15 protein-coding genes and 1 tRNA gene are annotated in these 19,283 nt (G+C 66.9%); 6 read left to right on the top strand and 10 right to left on the bottom strand.

Features of this window, described 5'->3' with window-relative positions; genetic code table 11:
- Positions 1–340 precede the first annotated feature (340 nt).
- Positions 341–1,501 carry an alkane 1-monooxygenase gene (locus MYA_RS04210; RefSeq protein ID WP_014722638.1) on the top strand — a complete coding sequence of 387 codons (1,161 nt, stop codon included), beginning with the start codon at positions 341–343 and terminating at the stop codon, positions 1,499–1,501.
- 30 nt (positions 1,502–1,531) lie between these two features.
- Here MYA_RS04210 and MYA_RS04205 read toward each other — a convergent pair whose 3' ends face one another.
- From MYA_RS04205 to serS, 3 genes are all read right to left on the bottom strand, one after another.
- The gene (locus MYA_RS04205; protein WP_014722637.1) at positions 1,532–3,067 is read right to left on the bottom strand and encodes a methyl-accepting chemotaxis protein; all 1,536 of its coding nucleotides are present in this window, start codon (positions 3,065–3,067) and stop codon (positions 1,532–1,534) included.
- Positions 3,068–3,312: 245 nt separating this feature from the next.
- Positions 3,313–3,403: transfer RNA gene (locus tag MYA_RS04200), tRNA-Ser, on the bottom strand.
- A gap of 116 nt (positions 3,404–3,519) precedes the next feature.
- Positions 3,520–4,821, bottom strand: coding sequence for a serine--tRNA ligase (gene serS / locus MYA_RS04195; protein ID WP_014722636.1), 1,302 nt, complete (start codon positions 4,819–4,821; stop codon positions 3,520–3,522).
- 205 nt (positions 4,822–5,026) lie between these two features.
- Here serS and MYA_RS04190 point away from each other — a divergent pair, with 205 nt between their 5' ends.
- Positions 5,027–5,293 carry a DUF2164 domain-containing protein gene (locus tag MYA_RS04190; protein WP_011883691.1) on the top strand — a complete coding sequence of 89 codons (267 nt, stop codon included), beginning with the start codon at positions 5,027–5,029 and terminating at the stop codon, positions 5,291–5,293.
- Positions 5,294–5,321: 28 nt separating this feature from the next.
- Here MYA_RS04190 and MYA_RS04185 read toward each other — a convergent pair whose 3' ends face one another.
- The 3 genes from MYA_RS04185 to MYA_RS04175 form a co-directional block, all read right to left on the bottom strand.
- On the bottom strand, positions 5,322–6,632 hold the full coding sequence (locus MYA_RS04185; RefSeq protein WP_014722635.1) for a replication-associated recombination protein A: 1,311 nt from the start codon (positions 6,630–6,632) through the stop codon (positions 5,322–5,324).
- A gap of 168 nt (positions 6,633–6,800) precedes the next feature.
- Positions 6,801–7,490, bottom strand: coding sequence for an outer membrane lipoprotein chaperone LolA (gene lolA / locus MYA_RS04180; protein ID WP_011883687.1), 690 nt, complete (start codon positions 7,488–7,490; stop codon positions 6,801–6,803).
- 46 nt (positions 7,491–7,536) lie between these two features.
- Positions 7,537–9,846 carry a DNA translocase FtsK gene (locus tag MYA_RS04175; RefSeq protein WP_011883685.1) on the bottom strand — a complete coding sequence of 770 codons (2,310 nt, stop codon included), beginning with the start codon at positions 9,844–9,846 and terminating at the stop codon, positions 7,537–7,539.
- 443 nt (positions 9,847–10,289) lie between these two features.
- Here MYA_RS04175 and trxB point away from each other — a divergent pair, with 443 nt between their 5' ends.
- The 3 genes from trxB (at position 10,290) to MYA_RS04160 (ending at position 12,791) form a co-directional block, all read left to right on the top strand.
- Positions 10,290–11,252: a thioredoxin-disulfide reductase gene (gene trxB / locus MYA_RS04170; RefSeq protein WP_014722632.1), complete on the top strand. Its 963-nt coding sequence runs from the start codon at positions 10,290–10,292 to the stop codon at positions 11,250–11,252.
- 149 nt (positions 11,253–11,401) lie between these two features.
- Positions 11,402–12,181: a Smr/MutS family protein gene (locus MYA_RS04165; protein WP_014722631.1), complete on the top strand. Its 780-nt coding sequence runs from the start codon at positions 11,402–11,404 to the stop codon at positions 12,179–12,181.
- Positions 12,168–12,791, top strand: coding sequence for a trimeric intracellular cation channel family protein (locus MYA_RS04160; protein ID WP_011883680.1), 624 nt, complete (start codon positions 12,168–12,170; stop codon positions 12,789–12,791). Before MYA_RS04165 ends, MYA_RS04160 begins: the two co-directional genes overlap by 14 nt.
- A 110-nt stretch (positions 12,792–12,901) precedes the next feature.
- On the opposite strand, the gene MYA_RS04155 is transcribed toward MYA_RS04160, so the two are convergent.
- The 4 genes from MYA_RS04155 to MYA_RS04140 all read right to left on the bottom strand — a co-directional run bounded on the left by MYA_RS04155 (position 12,902) and on the right by MYA_RS04140 (position 17,302).
- Positions 12,902–14,020: an ABC transporter ATP-binding protein gene (locus MYA_RS04155; protein ID WP_011883678.1), complete on the bottom strand. Its 1,119-nt coding sequence runs from the start codon at positions 14,018–14,020 to the stop codon at positions 12,902–12,904.
- Positions 14,021–14,130: 110 nt separating this feature from the next.
- Positions 14,131–14,988 (bottom strand): carbohydrate ABC transporter permease, encoded by an 858-nt coding sequence (locus MYA_RS04150; RefSeq protein ID WP_011883676.1) that lies wholly within the window; start codon positions 14,986–14,988, stop codon positions 14,131–14,133.
- Positions 14,978–15,916 (bottom strand): carbohydrate ABC transporter permease, encoded by a 939-nt coding sequence (locus MYA_RS04145; protein ID WP_011883674.1) that lies wholly within the window; start codon positions 15,914–15,916, stop codon positions 14,978–14,980. The genes MYA_RS04150 and MYA_RS04145 overlap by 11 nt, the downstream gene beginning before the upstream one ends.
- A 138-nt stretch (positions 15,917–16,054) precedes the next feature.
- Positions 16,055–17,302 carry an ABC transporter substrate-binding protein gene (locus tag MYA_RS04140; RefSeq protein ID WP_011883672.1) on the bottom strand — a complete coding sequence of 416 codons (1,248 nt, stop codon included), beginning with the start codon at positions 17,300–17,302 and terminating at the stop codon, positions 16,055–16,057.
- Positions 17,303–17,729: 427 nt separating this feature from the next.
- Between MYA_RS04140 and zwf the strand changes: the two genes are divergently transcribed.
- Positions 17,730–19,199 carry a glucose-6-phosphate dehydrogenase gene (gene zwf / locus MYA_RS04135; protein WP_011883670.1) on the top strand — a complete coding sequence of 490 codons (1,470 nt, stop codon included), beginning with the start codon at positions 17,730–17,732 and terminating at the stop codon, positions 19,197–19,199.
- Positions 19,200–19,283 lie beyond the last annotated feature (84 nt).

Here is a 19,283-nt window from a genome sequence, read left to right as displayed (position 1 = left end):
AACATTCGTTGCAGCGTCGGTCGTCGGCTGTCGCACAGGCTTCGGGCATGCATTCATCTGATCAGAACGCGGGCCGCGCGGGCAGATCGCGCCGCGCGGTGCCCGTTTCAATCGCCCGGCGTCGCCGCCCGCCCGCGAGCCCCACATGCGGTCCGCCGTTTGGAGTTTCGCGCCTAGCGCCGGAGTTTGGAAAGCGGCCGCGCCCGTCGTATAACTGGCACAGCCGGACGATCGATCCGGTGCCGCGCCTGCCTCATGCCGCATCGCGGACCACCACGACGAAATGACATGAGCGGCCGCCGCGCTTGCAGGCGCAGCCGGCCCCCAATGGAGGGAGACGATGGCAACGACCGACGGACCGGCCTCGGGCTGGTCGGATGGCAAACGTTATCTGTGGCTGCTCGGCGCGGTGACGATCACGTTGCCGATCCTCGCGGCGCAACTCGCACTGTCGACCGGCGTGCACGTGTTCTGGTGGTTCGGCCCGCTGTTCGCCTTCGGCGTGATCCCGATCCTCGACACGCTGATCGGCGACGATCGCGACAATCCGCCCGAAGCCGTGGTGCCGCAGCTCGAACGGTCGCGCTACTACCGCTGGATCGTCTACCTGGCGACGCTGGTCGAATACGTCGCCTTCTTCATGTGCGTGCGCATCGTCGGCACGCATGCGCTCGCGTGGTACGACTACCTCGGCTTCGCGCTGTCGCTCGGCGCCGCCACCGGCATCTCGATCAACACGGCGCACGAGCTGGGGCACAAAACCAACCGGTTCGAGCGCTGGCTCGCCAAAATCACGCTCGCGCCGGTCGCGTACGGACACTTCTTCGTCGAACACAACCGCGGCCATCACGTGCGCGTCGCGACGGCCGAGGATCCCGCCAGCGCCCGCTTCGGCGAGTCGTTCTGGGCGTTCCTGCCGCGCACGGTGGCCGGCAGCATCCGTTCGGCGTGGCGGCTCGAGAAGGCACGCCTCGAACGGCTCGGCCGCTCGCCGTGGACCTGGCGCAACGAGGTGCTGCACGCGTGGGCGATGACCGTCGTCGTGTGGGGCATCGCGATCGCGATGGCCGGCCCGGTCGTGATCCCGTTCCTCGTGATCCAGGCGGCGTACGGCGCGTCGCTGCTCGAAGTCGTCAACTACGTCGAGCACTACGGGCTCGGCCGCCGCAAGCTGCCGAGCGGCCGCTACGAGCGCTGCACGCCGCAGCATTCGTGGAACAGCAATCACGTCGTCACGAACCTGTTCCTGTACCAGCTGCAGCGCCACGCCGACCATCACGCGAATCCGACGCGCTCCTATCAGGCGCTGCGCCATTTCGACGACTCGCCGCAGCTGCCGGCCGGCTACGCGACGATGATCCTGTTCGCCTATGTGCCGCCGCTCTGGTATCGCGTGATGAACCCGCGCGTGGTCGCACATTACGGCGGCGACATGGCGCAGTCGAACATCAAGCCGTCGATCCGCGAACGCGTGCTCGCGCAGTATCCGGCCGCGACCTGACGCGGGCCTAGGCGGTCGCGGCCGCGCCGCTCAAGCGGCCTGCGGCAGCCTGAATACGGCTACCGCGCGCCGCAGCGCGTTCGCCTGCTCGGCGAGCGCCTGGGTCGCGGCCGAGGCCTGCTCGACCAGCGCCGCGTTGCGCTGCGTCGCTTCGTCCATCTGCGCGACGGCGACGTTCACCTGCTGGATGCCGGCGCTCTGCTCCTGCGATGCCGACGAGATCTCGCCGACGATCGTGGTCACGCGCTCGACCGCGCCGACGATCTCGCGGATCGAGTCGCCCGCGCGGCCGATCAGCACCGCGCCCTGATCGACGCGCTGCGTCGATTGCTCGATGAGCCCCTTGATCTCCTTCGCGGCGGACGCGCTGCGCTGCGCGAGCGAGCGCACCTCCGACGCGACGACCGCGAACCCGCGCCCCTGCTCGCCGGCCCGCGCCGCCTCGACGGCCGCATTCAGCGCGAGGATGTTGGTCTGGAACGCGATGCCGTCGATCACGGCGATGATCTCGCCGACCTTCGCCGAACTCGCGGCGATGCCGTCCATCGTCTGGACGGCGTCGGTCATCACCCCGCCGCCCGCCGACGCGACCTCGGACGCGTCGCGCGCCAGTTGCGCCGCATACTGCGCGTGCTCAGCCGATTTACCGACGATGCCGGTCAGCTCGGTCATGCTGGCCGCGGTTTCCTCGAGCGACGCGGCCTGCGACTCGGTACGCGACGACAGGTCGTGATTGCCCGAGGCGATCTCCGCGCTCGCGGTCGCGACCGCTTCGGCGTGCGTGCGCACTTCGTGCACGACCTCCGACAGGCTCGCCTGCATCGTCTGCAACGCGCGCAGCAGATCGGCGATCTCGTCGCGGCCGGCCGCGTCGACCGTACGCGTGAGGTCGCCGCCGGCCACCGCCTGCGCACAGGCGACCGCGCGATCGAGCGGCCGCAAGATCGCGCGACTGAACAGGAAGGCGCCGATCATCGCGATGCCGAGCACGATCAGCATCAGCACGACGCTCGTCACGCTCGCGTAGCTCGCATCGCGGCTCGCCTGCGCGGACACCGCCGCGCTCTGCTCGGCGATCACCTTCGCCGCGCGTTCGAGCAACGCGGCGGGCGTCCGGTCGACGCCGGCGACCGCCGCGTCGCCGGCGGAAGGCTCGAAGCCCGCGGCCTTGAATGCGTCGAAGCCGCGGCGATAACCGTCGCCCATCGCCGCATGCGCGCGCGTGAACTGCTCGACGAGCGCTCTGCTGTCGCCGGGCGGCAGCTGCTTGACGAGCTGCGCGGCGAGCGTATCGACGGTGCGCTCGCGCGTCTCGAACGCGTGCCAGTATTTGTCGAGCATCTCCGGCTGCTTGCCGCGCAGCAGCGTGTCCTTCCATTCCTGGACCTGCAGCTTGAATTCAATGAGCGTCGCCGACACGAGCCGCTCGTTGGCGACCTGCGTCTGGACGTCGTTGGCGAACGTGTCGATCGAGCGATTGAGAATGCGGATGCCGTACAGCGCGCCGCCGAACATCAGCAGCAGCGCAACGGCGAATGCGAGAGGAATCTTGTAACTGAGCTTCATGGGGCCTTGAATCGGAAGACGGCGACGACGCGGAAAACGCGCGTTGCTGACTTCTGTTAACGGCGTAAGGGGCCGGGGCTGAAGCGGCGAAGCCGCGGGGATGGGCGGTGCTGGCGACGTTGCGGAGCGGAATGCCTGCCGGCGCGCATGCGGGGCATCGAAGGCATCGACACCGCTTCCGTTCGCGATCGCACGGACAAAACGAAAAACCCCGTGATCCTTTCGAATCACGGGGCTTCGTATTTTGGCGGAGAGGGTGGGATTCGAACCCACGGTACGGGGAAACCGTACGCCTGATTTCGAGTCAGGTACATTCGACCACTCTGCCACCTCTCCTTCCTTGCTGCATTTCGCGGTTGGTCGTTTCCGCGAGAAAAAGATTATAAGACGATCGCTTCGCGGCTGACAAGCCCTTTCTGAAAATTTTTTACGAGGGCTTCGCAAGACCCGCGTTACGACGCCTGCACCGGTGCGTCGATCCGCTCCATGCCACCCATGTACGGACGCAGCACTTCCGGCACCGTGACCGAGCCGTCCGCGTTCTGGTAGTTCTCCAGCACCGCGACGAGCGTGCGACCGACCGCCAGACCCGAACCGTTCAGCGTATGCACGAGTTCCGGCTTGCCCTGCGCGTTGCGGAACCGCGCCTGCATCCGGCGCGCCTGGAACGCCTCGGTGTTCGAGCAGCTCGAGATCTCGCGATAGGTGTTCTGCGCGGGCAGCCACACCTCGAGGTCGAACGTCTTCGCCGCCGAGAAGCCCATGTCGCCCGTGCACAGCGTGATCACGCGGTACGGCAGGCCGAGCTTCTGCAGGATCGCTTCCGCATGGCCGACCATCTCGTCGAGCGCAGCGTACGACGTGTCGGGCGCGACGACCTGCACCATCTCGACCTTGTCGAACTGGTGCTGGCGAATCATGCCGCGCGTGTCGCGGCCATACGAGCCGGCTTCCGAGCGGAAGCACGGCGAATGCGCGGTCAGCTTGATCGGCAACGCCGACGCATCAACGATCGACTCGCGCACGGTGTTCGTCAGCGAGATCTCGGACGTGGAGATCAGGTACTGCGTGATCGTGTTTTCGGCGCCGCCCTTCTCGACGCGGAACATGTCGTCCGCGAATTTCGGCAACTGGCCGGTGCCGTACAGGATCTCGGGATTCACGATGTACGGCGTGTACGTCTCGCTGTAGCCGTGCTGCTGCGTGTGCGTGTCGAGCATGAACTGCGCGAGCGCGCGGTGCAGGCGCGCGATCGGCCCGCGCAGCATCGTGAAGCGCGCGCCGGCGAGCTTCGCGCCGGTTTCGAAATCGAGGCCGAGCGGCGTGCCGACGTCGACGTGATCCTTCACGTCGAAATCGAACTGGCGCGGCGTGCCCCAGCGACGCAGCTCGACGTTGTCGGCCTCATCCTTGCCGACCGGCACGCTTTCGTGCGCGATGTTCGGCATGCCCAGCATCAGGTCGGACAGGCGCGACTGGATCTCGCCGAGCTTCACCTCCGACGCCTTCATCTCGTCGCCGATGCCGCCGACTTCGGCCATCACGGCCGACGTGTCCTCGCCCTTCCCCTTCATCGCGCCGATCTGCTTCGACAGGCTGTTGCGGCGCGCCTGGAGCTCTTCGGTACGGGTCTGGATCGCACGGCGTTCCGCTTCGAGGGCGGAGAACGCGGCGACGTCGAGGGTGTAGCCGCGATCGGCGAGGCGCTTCGCGACGCCGTCGAGGTCTTTGCGCAGCAACTGGATGTCGAGCATGGGAGGACTTGGAAAATCGTTGTGTAAGACGCGAATTCTAACGCACCGCGGCGGCGCCACGGCATCGGCCAGACGGACAGTGCCGCAAATAGCCGGCCGCGTGGCAGTATCGGATCCGGCGGCGCACCCGCGTCTGTGCCGCGCCGGCCGCACGCGACGTCGCCGGCAACGCGTGCACCCGCACCACCCTCAACGGAGCAACCCGATGGCCATCGAGCTGGACAAGGACGTACGCGAGCGCGCGATCGCATCGCTGCAACGCTATTTCACCGAAAACATGGACGAGCCGATCGGCAACATCCAGGCCGGTGCGCTGCTGCACTTCTTCGTCGAGGAGATCGCGCCGGCGATCTACAACCTCGCGATCGCGGACGCGCAGGAGCGGCTGCACGCACGCGTCGCCGAACTCGACATCGAATGCCACGCGGAGCCGTTCGAATACTGGAACAAGCAGCCGGGCCGCAGGCGCTGATGTGCCGAGGCCCGTCGCGGCCGGCCGCTCAATCCTTCTTGCCGGCGTCGCGATCGAGCTCGCGCAGCCATGCGAGCTTCTCGGCGATCTTCGATTCGAGCCCGCGCGGCACCGGCTTGTACCAGTGCGGTTCGCGCATGCCGTCCGGCAGATAGGTCTCGCCGGCCGCATACGCGTTCGGCTCGTCGTGCGCGTAGCGATACGCATGGCCGTAGCCGAGCTCCTTCATCAGCTTGGTCGGCGCATTGCGCAAGTGCACGGGCACCTCGCGCGACTTGTCCTGCTTGACGAACGCCATCGCCTGGTTGAACGCGTTGTAGCCCGCATTGCTCTTCGCCGCGCACGCGAGATAGATCACCGCCTGCCCGAGCGCCAGTTCGCCTTCCGGCGAGCCGAGCCGTTCGTAGGTTTCGGCCGCATCGTTCACGATCTGCAGCGCGCGCGGGTCGGCCAGGCCGATGTCTTCCCATGCCATCCGCACGATGCGCCGCGCGAGATATTTGGGATCGGCGCCGCCGTCGATCATCCGGCAGAACCAGTACAGCGCACCGTCCGGGCTCGAACCGCGCACCGACTTGTGCAACGCCGAGATCTGGTCGTAGAAATTGTCGCCGCCCTTGTCGAAGCGGCGCGCGTTCAGCGTCATCGCGCTGCTGACGAAATCGGCGTCGATCGTCGTCACGCGCGCGGACGACGCGGCCGTCTGCGCCTGCTCGAGCAGGTTCAGGAAGCGCCGCGCGTCGCCGTCCGCATAGCCGATCAGCGTATCGACCGCCTTGTCGTCGAACGCGAGGCCGTCGAGCGCAATTTGCTGCGCGCGCTCGAGCAGCTGACGCATCTCGTCGTCGTCGAGCGACTTCAGCACGTACACCTGAGCGCGCGACAGCAGCGCCGAGTTGACCTCGAAGCTCGGATTCTCGGTGGTCGCGCCGATGAAGGTCACGAGCCCCGACTCGACGAACGGCAGCAATGCATCCTGCTGCCCCTTGTTGAAGCGGTGGATTTCATCGACGAACAGGATCGTGTGGCGGCCGGTGCGATTCAGCGTGTCCTTCGCCTGCTCCATCGCCTCGCGGATATCCTTCACGCCGCCGAGCACCGCGGACAGCGCGATGAACTCGCAGTCGAACGCGAGCGCGGTGAGGCGCGCGAGCGTCGTCTTGCCGACGCCCGGCGGCCCCCACAGGATCATCGAATGCGGCTTGCCGGATTCGAAGGCGAGCCGCAGCGGCTTGCCTTCGCCCAAGAGATGCGTCTGGCCGATCACTTCGGCGAGCGTCTTCGGCCGCAGCGCCTCGGCGAGCGGCCGGCGCGGCTCGACTTGAAACAGGTCGGACATGAACCCTCGCTCCAGATCAAACGGTGGCGGCCGCGACGGCCGCCGGACCCGCCATTATGACAGCCGCACGACCCGGCGGCGGTGCGCGCCGCCGCAAGCGCGGCGCGCCAAAACAGCACGGGCCCGCCGTCGCCGGCAGGCCCGTGCAGCGAAACGGCGCGATGCCGGTCAGCCGTTGATCACGTCCGCGCCCTTCGGCACGACGAACTTGAACGTATCGCTCTTCAGCGGCGGGTTCGTCTGGATGTTGGTGAACGTGAGCAGCGTCACGTTGCCGAACACGTCGTGCAGCTCCATCGCGGCGAGCGTGCCGTTGCGAAAGCCGATGCCGATCCGCTGGAACTGCGTGTCCTGCGCCTTCGGCAGCATCTCGAGCCAGTCGATGCCGCCCTTCTCGCCCGCGTCGCGCAGCGTGTAGTTCTTGTCGAGATCGTTGCTGCCGAACAGGATCGCGGCCGGGCTCGCGCCCAGTGCGCCGTTCAGCTTGCGCTCGGTCACCTGGTTCAGGTCGCGGTCGTACACGTAAAGCTTGTCGCCGTCGGCCTGCAGCACCTGCTGATACGGCTTCTGATAAGTCCAGATGAATTTGCCGGGGCGCGCGAACACGAACGTGCCGCTCGAGTTGTCGTTCGGCTTCGGCGCGACCTGTGCGGCGCTCGCGCCCTTGGCCGGCGCCTTGACGATCTGCTGCGTGAAATCGCCCCGCGCCGAGCGCACCTGCGACACGAAGGCCTTCAGTTGTTCGGTGCCGCCCGCGAACGCGTGCGTCGCCGCGAGCATCAGCGATGCGCCGGCGAGCGCCGCGCCGAGCCAGCGCCGCGTCGAACGAAGGGAAGGAACGAACGAATGTTGCTGCATGATCCGGTTTTCTCCGTGGGTGGCCGGCGCCTCGGGCGCCGCGGACTCATTCCGCGTCGCGCGCCGGCACAAGAATTTCGCGGTTGCCGCTCGACGACATCGCCGACACGAGCCCCGACTGTTCCATTTGTTCGAGCAGCCGCGCCGCGCGGTTATAGCCGATCCGCAGATGACGCTGCACGAGCGAGATCGACGCGCGGCGGTTCTTGATGACGATCTCGACCGCCTGGTCGTACAGCGGATCAGACTCGCCGCCGCCTTCGCCGGTTCCCGCGCCGGCCGAACCTTCGTCGCCGTCGACGGTGCCGCCTTCGAGCAGACCTTCGACGTAGTTCGGCTCGCCGTGCTCCTTGAGCTTCTCGACGACGCGATGCACCTCGTCATCGGCGACGAACGCACCGTGCACGCGCACCGGCAGCCCGCTGCCGGGCGGCAGGTACAGCATGTCGCCCATCCCGAGCAGCGATTCGGCGCCCATCTGGTCGAGAATCGTGCGCGAGTCGATCTTCGACGACACCTGGAACGCGATGCGCGTCGGTACGTTCGCCTTGATCAGCCCGGTGATCACGTCGACCGACGGACGCTGCGTCGCGAGGATCAGATGAATGCCGGCCGCGCGTGCCTTCTGCGCGATCCGCGCGATCAGCTCCTCGACCTTCTTGCCGACGACCATCATCAGGTCGGCCAACTCGTCGATCACGACGACGATGTTCGGCAGCCGGCCGAGCGGTTCCGGTTCGTCCGGCGTCAGGCTGAACGGGTTCGGAATCTTCTCCTCGCGCTTGGCCGCCTCGTCGATCTTGTTGTTGTAGCCGGCCAGGTTGCGCACGCCGAGCTTGCTCATCAGCTTGTAGCGGCGCTCCATCTCCGCGACCGTCCAGTTCAGCGCGTGGCCGGCCTGGCGCATGTCGGTCACGACCGGACACAGCAGATGCGGAATGCCTTCGTAGACGCTCATTTCGAGCATCTTCGGATCGATCAGGATCAGGCGCACCTGCTCGGCCGTCGCCTTGTACAGCAGCGACAGGATCATCGCGTTGATCCCCACCGACTTGCCGGAGCCCGTCGTGCCGGCGACCAGCAGGTGCGGCATCTTCGCGAGATCGGCGCACACCGGCTTGCCGCCGATGTCCTTGCCGAGGCTCAGCGTCAGCGCCGACGACGCGGCCGCATAGACCTCGGAGCCGATGATCTCCGACAGATGGACCGTCTGACGGCGCTGGTTCGGCAGCTCGAGCGCCATGTAGTTCTTGCCGGGGATCGTCTCGACCACGCGGATCGACACGAGCGACAGCGAGCGCGCGAGGTCCTTCGCGAGGTTCACGATCTGGCTGCCCTTCACGCCGGTGGCCGGCTCGATCTCGTAGCGCGTGACGACCGGGCCCGGATAGGCGGCGACGACGCTCGCCTCGACGCCGAAGTCCTTCAGCTTCTTCTCGATCAGGCGCGACGTGAATTCGAGCGTGTCGGCGGAAATGGCTTCCTGCGCCCTCGGCGCGGGATCGAGCAGCGACACCGGCGGCAGCGTCGAATCGCCGGGCAGGTCGGTGAACAGCGGCACCTGGCGCTCGCGCTCGACGCGCTCGGACTTCGCCGGCGTGACGACCGGCGGCACGATCGTCACGGGCTCGTGATCCTCGATCCGCACGCGCTCCTCCTCGACCTTGCCTTCGCGGCGCACGGCCGCGGCCTCGCCGAGCCGGCGGTCGCGCTCGGCCTCGCGGCGCAGCTTCGCGACGTTGACGGCGGACAGGATCGCCCCGCCGACGCGCTCGGCGACCGACAGCCACGAGAAGCGAAAATACAGCGACAGCCCGATCGCCAGCAGGACCAGCAGCAGCAGCGTGCCGCCGGTGAAGCCGAACGCATGCGACATCGCGCCGGCCACCGCCTCGCCGATCACGCCGCCCGGCGCGCGCGGCAACTGCACCTTCAGCGACCACATCCGCAACGCCTCGATGCCGTCGCACGCGAGCACGACGAGCACGAACGCGAAGATCTCGGTGAGCCAGCCGATCGGCCGCTCGGGCTCGTCGACGACGGCCTCGTGACGCGTGATGCGCCGGTAGTTGACCGCGATGCGCCGCCCGAGCGGCACGATCAGCCAGTAGGCCGACAGGCCGAACAGCAGCAGGATGATGTCGGCCGTCCACGCGCCGACGCGCCCGGCCCAGTTCGAGATGTGATCGACCTGCGCGGCATGCGTCCAGCTCGGATCGCGCCGGCTGTAGCTCAGCAGGGCCATCACCAGAAAAGCGCAGAGCGCGACCTGGAGAATCCAGCGGATCTCCGTGAGGAGCTTCGACATCCGGTGCGGCAACGCCTGTGCCTGGGCGGAATAAGGAGCTTTTGCCATGAATCCGTATAAAGATGGCGGGCCGCGCGCCCGCCTGTCGTTCGTTCCCGCTTATTGTAAACGCTGCACTGCGCCGCCAAGTGTAAATGACGGTTACATCGCGCGAAGACCACCGCGCACTGAGGCGCCGCCTGCGCGCACGCCGAACGCTACGCGTGCATCGCATTCGATGCATGGGACTTTTGCATGCGGCAACGCGCCGCGACAGGCGGCCGGGCAGCCGCCTGCGCCGCGCTCCCCCGCTCCTGCCGGCCGCCGCGTGCTTGGCCCGGTACGTGCCGCCGCCACACGCTATCGCCGCGATTGAAACTCTCGTTCGGCAGTGCCGCAACGGGGCCTTTATAATGCGCGTCTGATACCCATCTATGACGGCATACCGGTCAACCCAGACCGTCCGGCGAGCCTTGTCCCGCACGCCGCGGCCGCCTTTTACGGATTCGCACATGTCCACGCCCAAACACGCCAAAGTCCTGATTCTCGGTTCCGGCCCTGCCGGCTACACGGCTGCCGTCTACGCGGCACGCGCCAACCTGTCTCCGGTGCTGATCACCGGCATCGCGCAGGGCGGCCAGCTGATGACGACGACCGACGTCGAAAACTGGCCGGCGGACGCGAAGGGCGTGCAAGGTCCGGAACTGATGGCGCGCTTCCAGGAGCACGCCGAGCGCTTCAACACCGAGATCGTGTTCGATCACATCCACACCGCGAAGCTGCACGAGAAGCCGATCCGGCTGGTCGGCGACGCGGGCGAATACACATGCGACGCGCTGATCATCGCGACCGGCGCATCGGCGCAGTATCTCGGCCTGCCGTCCGAGGAAGCGTTCATGGGCAAGGGCGTGTCGGCCTGCGCGACCTGCGACGGCTTCTTCTATCGCAACCAGGAGGTCGCGGTGATCGGCGGCGGCAACACGGCCGTCGAAGAAGCGCTGTACCTGACGGGCATCGCGAAGAAGGTCACGGTGATCCACCGACGCGACAAGTTCCGCGCGGAGCCGATCCTGATCGACCGGCTGCTGGAGAAGGAAAAGGAAGGCGTCGTCGACATCAAGTGGGATCACGTGCTCGACGAGGTGACCGGCGAGGAGTCGGGCGTCACGGGCCTGCGCATCAAGAACGTGAAGACCGGCGCGACGCAGGACCTGACCGTGCAGGGCGTATTCGTCGCGATCGGTCACAAGCCGAACACCGACCTGTTCCAGGGCCAGCTCGAGATGAAGGACGGCTACATCCTGACGAAGAGCGGCCTGCAGGGCAACGCGACGTCGACCAGCGTGCCGGGCGTGTTCGCCGCGGGCGACGTGCAGGACAACGTCTACCGTCAGGCGATCACCAGCGCCGGCACCGGCTGCATGGCCGCGCTCGACGCACAGCGCTACCTCGAAACCCTGCACGACAAGAAGTAAGCGCGAGAAACGAGCCGCGGGCCCCGCGGCGGCACGGCGCTACAATGGCGTTCGCTGCCGCCGAGCGGGCTCGACCGAACAACCGCTGCCGTCGCGCAGCGGTTTTTTTGTGCCCGCGCGCCCGAACGCGCCTGCCCCGTTATCGAATCATGGCGAAGAACCAGCCCCACCCGAGCGATCCCGCGAAGCGGCAGATCGCCGCCCGCCCCGTGACCCCCGCGCCCGCCGCGCCGCCGCCCGCGCTCGACGCCGCCGCCTTGCGCGGCCAGGGCCTCGCCGGCCTCGGCGCCTTGCGCAAGTCGCTGCAAGGCGAAGCCGAACGGCGCGAACGCACGCGCGTCGAAGCCGCGAAGGCCACGCGCCAGGCGGAGGCCGACGCAAACCTGTTCCGCAATGAAATCGGCGCGATCCGGCCGCTGAACGCGCCGCCGCGCGCGAGCGCCGGCCGCACGCCGCCCGACCCGGTGCCGAAGCAGACGCAGCGCGACGAGGAAGCGGTGCTGAACGCGACGCTGTCGGACGAATTCGATCCCGAAACGCTGCTCGACAGCGACGAATCGCTGTACTACCACCGCCCCGGCATCAGCCGTGACGTGGTGCGCAAGCTGCGCAGCGGCGCATGGATCGTGCAGGCGCAGCTCGACCTGCACGGGATGCGGCGCGACGAGGCGCGCGACGCGCTCGCGGAATTCATCCGCGAAGCCGGCAAGAAGGGCTTGCGCTGCCTGCGCGTGATCCACGGCAAGGGGCTCGGCTCGATCGGCAAGGAGCCGGTGCTGAAGGGCAAGGTGCGCGCGTGGCTCGTGCAGAAGGAAGAAGTGATCGCGTTCTGCGAGGCGCGCGGCCACGACGGCGGCGCCGGCGCGGTGCTCGTGCTGCTGCAGCCGCCCGCGTCGCCGGCCGATCGGGGGCCGCGTGCCGCATCCTAGGCTCACGCTCGCGATCTCGATCCTCGAGGCGATCGCGACGCTGGCGTTTGCGATCTCCGGCTTCATCGAGGCGCGCAAGAACCGCCTCGACTCGGTCGGCACGTTCGTCGTCGCGCTCGCCACCGCGTTCGGCGGCGGCACGCTGCGCGACATCCTGCTCGAACGCCGGCCGTTCTACTGGGTCGTGCACGACGACTACGTGATCGCGATCTTCGTGCTCGCGCTGTTCGCGCCGTTCGTGCTGCGGATGCTGTCGCGGCTGTCGGCCGAGCGCCTGCTGCTCGTCGCCGACGCGATCGGGCTCGGCATCTTCAGCATCTCCGGCACCGCGATCGCGCTCGACGCCGAGATGCCGCGCTTCATCGCGGTGATGATGGGCGTGATCACCGGCGTGGTCGGCGGCATCGTGCGCGACGTGCTGTGCAACGACATCCCGCTGATCCTGCGCGATTCGCGCCCCTATGCGACCTGCGCGTTCGCCGGCTGCTGGTTCTATCTGCTGCTCGCATGGCTGCAGTACGACTCGGTGTACAGCGTGCTGCTCGCGACCGGCTTCATTCTCGTCGCGCGGCTGGCGACGTTCAAATTCGACGTGCGGCTGCCGCACTGACATCGTCGCGCCCCACCCTATGCCGTGCCGCGCCGGCGCCCGAAAACGAACGGGGCCGTCCATCGACGGCCCCGTTCCGTTTCATTCAGCGCATCAGCGCACGCGCTGCGTCACGCGATCCGCTCTTCCGACGCCGGATCGAACAGCACCGCCTTCGACACGTCGAACAGCAGCGACTGCGTCTGCCCCGGCTGCGGGTTCGCGGCCGGATGCACGCGGCTCACGATCCGCTTGCCGTTCACCTGCGCGAACACGTGCGTGTCCGGGCCCGTCGGCTCGGTCACGTCGACGCGCACGTCGATCGGCTGCAGCTTCGACGCCTCGCCGTGATGGGCGTTGCGCGCGTCGGTGATGCGCTCCGGACGCAGCCCGAGGATCACCTCGCGGCCGACGTGGCCGTTCATCCGCTGCGCGTCGAACGGCAGATGCAGCGCGCTGCGCGCGAGGCCCGTGTCGATCTCGAGCGCGACGCCGCTGCCCTGCTCGACGAGCTTGCCGTTGATGAAGTTCATCGGCGGCGCGCCGATGAAGCCCGCGACGAACAGGTTCGACGGCGAATCGTAGATGTCCTGCGGCGCGCCGAATTGCTGGACCACGCCGTCCTTCATCACCGCGATGCGGTCGCCGAGCGTCATCGCCTCGATCTGGTCGTGCGTCACGTAGACGATCGTCGTGCCGAGACGCTGGTGCAGCAGCTTGATTTCGGCGCGCATTTCGATGCGCAGCTTCGCGTCGAGGTTCGACAGCGGCTCGTCGAACAGGAACAGCGACGGATCGCGCGCGAGCGCGCGGCCCATCGCGACGCGCTGCCGCTGGCCGCCGGACAGCTGGCCCGGCTTGCGATCGAGCAGATGCTGGATCTGCAGCATCGCCGACACGCGCTCGACGATCTGCTGCTGCTCGCTCTTCGGCACCTTGCGGATGTTCAGACCGAACGAGATGTTCTCGCGCACCGTCATCGACGGATACAGCGCGTACGACTGGAACACCATCGCGATGTCGCGATCCTTCGGCGACAGGTCGTTGACGACCTTGCCGTCGATGCAGATCTCGCCGCTCGTCACCGTCTCGAGGCCGGCGATCATGTTGAGCAGCGTCGACTTCCCGCAGCCCGACCCGCCGACCAGGATCAGGAACTGTCCGTCCTCGATCTCGATGTCGACACCCTTCAGGACCGGCACCCCGTTCGGGTAGGTCTTGTACACGTCACGGATGGAAAGGCTTGCCATGCTGTGAATCCTCTGTCTCGTCTCGCGCGGCGCACACGGGCGCCGCGTCGGGTTCGTTTCGATGCGCCGCGCGTGCGGCGCGGCCGGTTCGTCGTATCGGATGGAGCCGCTTACCCCTTCACCGCGCCCGCCGTCAGCCCGCGCACGAAGTAGCGGCCGGCGACCACGTAGACGAGCAGCGTCGGCAGCGCGGCGATGATCGCGCCGGCCATGTCGACGTTGTATTCCTTCACGCCCGTCGACGTGTTGACGAGGTTGTTCAGCGCAACCGTGATCGGCATCGAGTCGACGCCGGAGAACACGATCCCGAACAGGAAGTCGTTCCAGATCTGCGTGAACTGCCAGATCAGGCAGACCATGAAGATCGGCAGCGACACGGGCATCAGGATCTTCGTGAAGATCGTGAAGAAGCCCGCGCCGTCGATGCGCGCGGCCTTCACGAGCTCGGCCGGCACGCTCACGTAGAAGTTGCGGAAGAACATCGTGGTGAACGCGATCCCGTACACGACGTGCACGAACACCAGGCCCGGAATCGTGTTCGCGAGGCCGAGCATCCCCTGCAGGCGCGCCATCGGCAGCAGGATCACCTGGAACGGAATGAAGCAGCCGACCAGCATCATCGTGAACAGCGCGTCGGCGCCGCGAAAGCGCCAGTGCGTGAGCACGTAGCCGTTGAACGCGCCGATCAGCGACGAGATCAGCACGGCCGGGATCACCATCTGCAGCGAGTTCAGGAAGAACGGCTTCATGCCGTCGCAGCGCACGCCGGTGCACGCGCCGCTCCACGCCTTCACCCACGGATCGAAGGTCCAGTGCGACGGCGGCGTCAGCAGGTTGCCGGTGCGCAGCTGGTCGAGATCCTTGAACGAGGTCGACAGCATCACGTAGATCGGGAACAGGAAATACAGCGCGAACAGGATCAGCGCCGCATAGATCACTGCCCGGCTGATCGTCATCTTAGGCTGCATTGCGGGTGCTCCTCGATTCCATATACATCAGCGGCACCAGCACCGCGACCACGGTCGCGAGCATCATCACCGACGACGCCGCGCCGAGCCCGAGCTGGCCGCGGTTGAACGAAAACGTGTACATGAACATGGCCGGCAGCGACGACGACGTGCCGGGGCCGCCCGCCGTCAGTGCGACGACCAGGTCGAAGGTCTTGATCGTGATGTGGCAGAGGATCAGCAGCACCGAGAAGAACACCGGGCGCATGCTCGGGATCACGATCTTGCGGTAGATGGTCGGCAGCGTCGCGCCGTCGACCTGCGCGGCCTTGAAGATCTCCGCGTCGACGCCGCGCAGCCCCGCGAGGAACAGCGCCATCACGAAGCCGGTCGACTGCCAGACGGCCGCGATCACGATACAGAAGATGGCCTTGTCCGGATCGTCGAGCCAGCCGAACGAGAAGCTCGTCCAGCCCCAGTCGTGCATCACCTTCTCGAGGCCGAGGCCGGGGTTCAGGATCCACTGCCATGCGGTGCCGGTGACGATGAACGACAGCGCCATCGGATACAGGAAGATCGCGCGCAGCGCGCCTTCGTTGCGGATCCGCTGGTCGAGCAGGATCGCGAGGAACAGCCCGAGCCCGACGCAGATCGCGATGAACGGAATCCCGAACCAGCCGAGGTTGGCGGCGGAGGTCCACCACACGTCGTTCTGGAACAGGTCCGTATAGCGGCCGAAGCCGTCGAATTCGTAGTTCGGCAACAGCCGCGAGTTGGTCAGCGACAGATAGCCGGTAATCAGAATGAAGCCGTAGATGAACACCACGGCGATCGCGAGGCTCGGCGCGAGCACGAGCTTCGGGATCCAGCGATCGGCGAAGGCCGACATCGGCGACGTGCGCCGTGCGACGGCAGCGCCGGATCCGTTTCCGCTAAGAGGGGCAGCCACTTGATTCGACTCCTGGAACGAGGGCGGCGCAGGCCGGGCCGGCGCCGGGTACGGCACGGGCTCGCGGGCGAGCCCGTTTGCTGCACATGCAAAAACGCCCGGCCGACGATGCGTGCGCGGCCGGGCGCCCGTCGCGCGTTACTTGACCTTCGCGGCCTTCGCGAGCGCGGCGACCGCGCTCTTCGAATCCTGCTGCGAGTTCATGAACTTCGTCACGACGTCGGTGATCGCGCCGGCGGTCGCGTCGCCCTGGGCCATCCCGTGCGCGAGCGACGGCACGAACCCGCCCGACTTGATCGCGGTCTGCTCGTCGGCATACGACTTCTTCGCGCAGTCGTCGAACTTGTCCATCTTCACGCCGAGACGCACCGGCACCGAACCCTTCAGCAGGCTGAACTGCTCCTGGAACGCCGGCGTCATGATCGTCTTCGCGAGCGCGAGCTGGCCCGGCGTCGCGTTCTTCTCGCCCTTCTGCTGGAAGAACACGAACGAGTCGACGTTGAACGTGTAAGCGTTCGCGGTGCCCGGCACCGGCGCGCAGATGTAGTCCTTGCCCGCCTTCTTGCCGGCGTTCTCGAACTCGCCCTTCGCCCAGTCGCCCATGAACTGCATGCCGGCCTTGCCGTTGATCACCATCGCGGTCGCGAGGTTCCAGTCGCGGCCGTTGCGGCCGGTGTCGAAGTAGCCCTGGATCTTGCGCACCGTGTCGAACACCGACAGCATCTGCGGCGACGTCAGCGTGGCCTGGTCGAGATCGACCAGCGCCTTCTTGTAGAACGCCGGACCCTGCGACAGCACGACGTCTTCCCACAGCGTCAGGTCCTGCCACGGCTGGCCGCCCATCGCGACCGGCTGGATGCCCGCGGCCTTCAGCTTGTCGGCGACCGCGAAGAATTCAGGCCAGGTGGTCGGCACCTTCGCGCCGATCTTGTCGAGCGCGGCCTTGTTCACGTAGAGCCAGTTGACGCGGTGCACCGAGAACGGCGCGGCGACCGTGTGGCCCTTGTACTTGATGATCTTGTCGATTTCCGGCGGCAGGTTCTGCTTCCAGTCGGTGGCGGCGGAATCGATGTTGACGAGCACGCCCTGGTCGGCCCAGTCCTGGATCAGCGGGCCCTTGATCTGCGCGGCCGACGGTGCGTCGCCGCTGATCACCTTGGTCTTCAGCGCCGTCATGGCCGCCGCACCCGCGCCGCCTGCGACCGCGAAGTCCTTCCACACGTAGCCCTGCTTCTGCAGGTCGTCCTTCAGCACGCCGACGGCCTTCGACTCGCCGCCCGAAGTCCACCAGTGCAGCACCGTAACGTTCTCGGCCGCCTGCGCCGCCACGGCGCCAGCCATCAGACCCGCGGCGCAGAGCGCGCCCATGATCGAGCGAACTTTCATTACTTATCTCCTCCAGACTGAATCAACTCTTGAAGTTCCCCGCGGGGAACCGGCTTCTTGATAAACGACGGGGAAATCGAGCCGCGGGACGCATGCAGCGTACGGGGCCGATGACCGGCCGGGCTCTTACAGAAAGCGTGAATCGAGATTCAACGGCGTGTCTCCTCTTTGTGTTTCTGGCCCGCCGCAATGCCGCGACGCGAGCCCGGGGCGACGGCGCGCGAACCATGCGCACCGCCAATGTCCGATAACATTCGGCACAAGGCGCTCCACCGGCGAAGCTCGTGCAGTTCGTCGACCGCACATGTTTTTTTCTTCACCCAGGTGCTACCCCTTGCGGCGGATTGTAGTTAAACTACAATTCAGTGTCAAAAATATTTTTATCGCACTACGGATCGCTTCCCAGCACCCCAACCGGCGGAGACACATGCATACCGATTCCAGCTTTACTTTCGTCCTTTTCGGCGGCACCGGCGACCTGTCGATGCGCAAGATCCTGCCCGCGCTGTTCGAAGCGCACCGCGGCAACATGCTCGCGGAAGGCGGCCGGATCGTCGCCGTCGCGCGACACGAATCGGATCAGGCCGGCTATCTCGAATGGGTCGACACGCACGTGAAACCGCACGCGGTGAAGGCGGCCGGCAAGGCGTTCGACGAAAGCGCGTGGAAGTCCTTCCTCGCGCGCATCGAATACGTGAAGCTCGATCTCGGCCGCGCGGAAGACTACGTCGTGCTGCGCGACGCGGTGGCGCCGCACGCGGGCATCCGCGTGTTCTATCTGGCGACCGGCCCGTCGCTGTTCGTGCCGATCTGCAACGCGCTCGCGTCGGTTGGGCTGAACGAAGGCGCGCGCATCGTGCTGGAGAAGCCGCTCGGCTACGACCTGCGCTCGTCGAACGCGATCAACGACGCGGTCGGCGAGATCTTCGCGGAAGACCAGATCTACCGGATCGACCACTACCTCGGCAAGGAGCCGGTGCAGAACCTGCTCGCGCTGCGCTTCGGCAACGCGCTGTTCGAGCCGCTGTGGCGCCGCGAATGGGTCGAGAGCATCCAGATCACGATCGCCGAGGAACTCGGCGTCGAGGCGCGCGGCGATTTCTACGACAATACGGGCGCGCTGCGCGACATGGTGCAGAACCACCTGCTGCAGCTGCTGTCGATCGTCGCGATGGAGCCGCCGCATTCGATGGATTCCGACTCGGTGCGCGACGAGAAGCTGCGCGTGCTGCGCGCGCTGAAGCCCATCGATCCGCGCGACATCGGCAAGGTCGCCGTGCGCGGCCAGTACCATGCGGGCGTGATCAAGGGCGCGCAGGTGCCGGCCTATGCGACCGAGCCGGGCGTGAAGCCCGACAGCCCGACCGAAACCTTCGTCGCGCTGAAGGTCGAGATCGAGAATTGGCGCTGGGCCGGCGTGCCGTTCTTCCTGCGCACGGGCAAGCGTCTGGCCGACCGCGTCGCCGAGATCGTCGTCAACTTCCGGCCGGTGCCGCACTCGGCGCTCGGCGCGCCCGCGCTGCGCCCCGGCTCGAACCGCCTGGTGATCCGGCTGCAGCCGAACGAGACGATTCGCCTGTATTGCCTCGCGAAGCAGCCGGGCGAAGGCATGAACCTCGCGAGCGTGCACCTCGATCTGGCGTTCGACCGGTTCTTCAAGGAAGGGCAGATGGAGGCGTATCAGCGCCTGCTGCTCGACGTGATCAACGGCCGCCTCGCGTTGTTCGTGCGCCGCGACGAGCAGGAAGCCGCATGGCGCTGGGTCGAGCCGATCCTGAATGAATGGGCACGCACGCTGAAGCCGCCGAAGCCGTACGCGGCGGGCACGTGGGGGCCGGCTGCGTCGAGCGCGATGCTCGCGCAGCACGGCACCTGCTGGCTCGAAGAGGAAAACTGATGCAGACCGGTGGCGCGCGCACAGGCGCGCGCCACCGTGTCAGATGGTTCACATGAATTGAACAGACAAAGCAGTCCGGAGGAG

This window comes from Burkholderia sp. KJ006 (assembly GCF_000262695.1).
Taxonomy (GTDB): Bacteria; Pseudomonadota; Gammaproteobacteria; order Burkholderiales; family Burkholderiaceae; genus Burkholderia; species Burkholderia vietnamiensis.
Note: the sequence above shows the minus strand (reverse complement) of the source record. Positions and strands in the feature narration are given on the sequence as shown.

Excerpts from the sequence above, each read along its gene's own strand:
- zwf (WP_011883670.1), top strand. The coding sequence starts at position 17,730 with ATGCATACCGATTCCAGCTTTACTTTCGTCCTTTTCGGCGGCACCGGC.
- MYA_RS04150 (WP_011883676.1), bottom strand. The coding sequence starts at position 14,988 with ATGCAGCCTAAGATGACGATCAGCCGGGCAGTGATCTATGCGGCGCTG.
- MYA_RS04190 (WP_011883691.1), top strand. The coding sequence starts at position 5,027 with ATGGCCATCGAGCTGGACAAGGACGTACGCGAGCGCGCGATCGCATCG.
- MYA_RS04155 (WP_011883678.1), bottom strand. The coding sequence starts at position 14,020 with ATGGCAAGCCTTTCCATCCGTGACGTGTACAAGACCTACCCGAACGGG.
- MYA_RS04175 (WP_011883685.1), bottom strand. The coding sequence starts at position 9,846 with ATGGCAAAAGCTCCTTATTCCGCCCAGGCACAGGCGTTGCCGCACCGG.
- MYA_RS04140 (WP_011883672.1), bottom strand. The coding sequence starts at position 17,302 with ATGAAAGTTCGCTCGATCATGGGCGCGCTCTGCGCCGCGGGTCTGATG.
- serS (WP_014722636.1), bottom strand. The coding sequence starts at position 4,821 with ATGCTCGACATCCAGTTGCTGCGCAAAGACCTCGACGGCGTCGCGAAG.
- lolA (WP_011883687.1), bottom strand. The coding sequence starts at position 7,490 with ATGCAGCAACATTCGTTCGTTCCTTCCCTTCGTTCGACGCGGCGCTGG.
- MYA_RS04210 (WP_014722638.1), top strand. The coding sequence starts at position 341 with ATGGCAACGACCGACGGACCGGCCTCGGGCTGGTCGGATGGCAAACGT.
- MYA_RS04165 (WP_014722631.1), top strand. The coding sequence starts at position 11,402 with ATGGCGAAGAACCAGCCCCACCCGAGCGATCCCGCGAAGCGGCAGATC.
- trxB (WP_014722632.1), top strand. The coding sequence starts at position 10,290 with ATGTCCACGCCCAAACACGCCAAAGTCCTGATTCTCGGTTCCGGCCCT.
- MYA_RS04205 (WP_014722637.1), bottom strand. The coding sequence starts at position 3,067 with ATGAAGCTCAGTTACAAGATTCCTCTCGCATTCGCCGTTGCGCTGCTG.
- MYA_RS04185 (WP_014722635.1), bottom strand. The coding sequence starts at position 6,632 with ATGTCCGACCTGTTTCAAGTCGAGCCGCGCCGGCCGCTCGCCGAGGCG.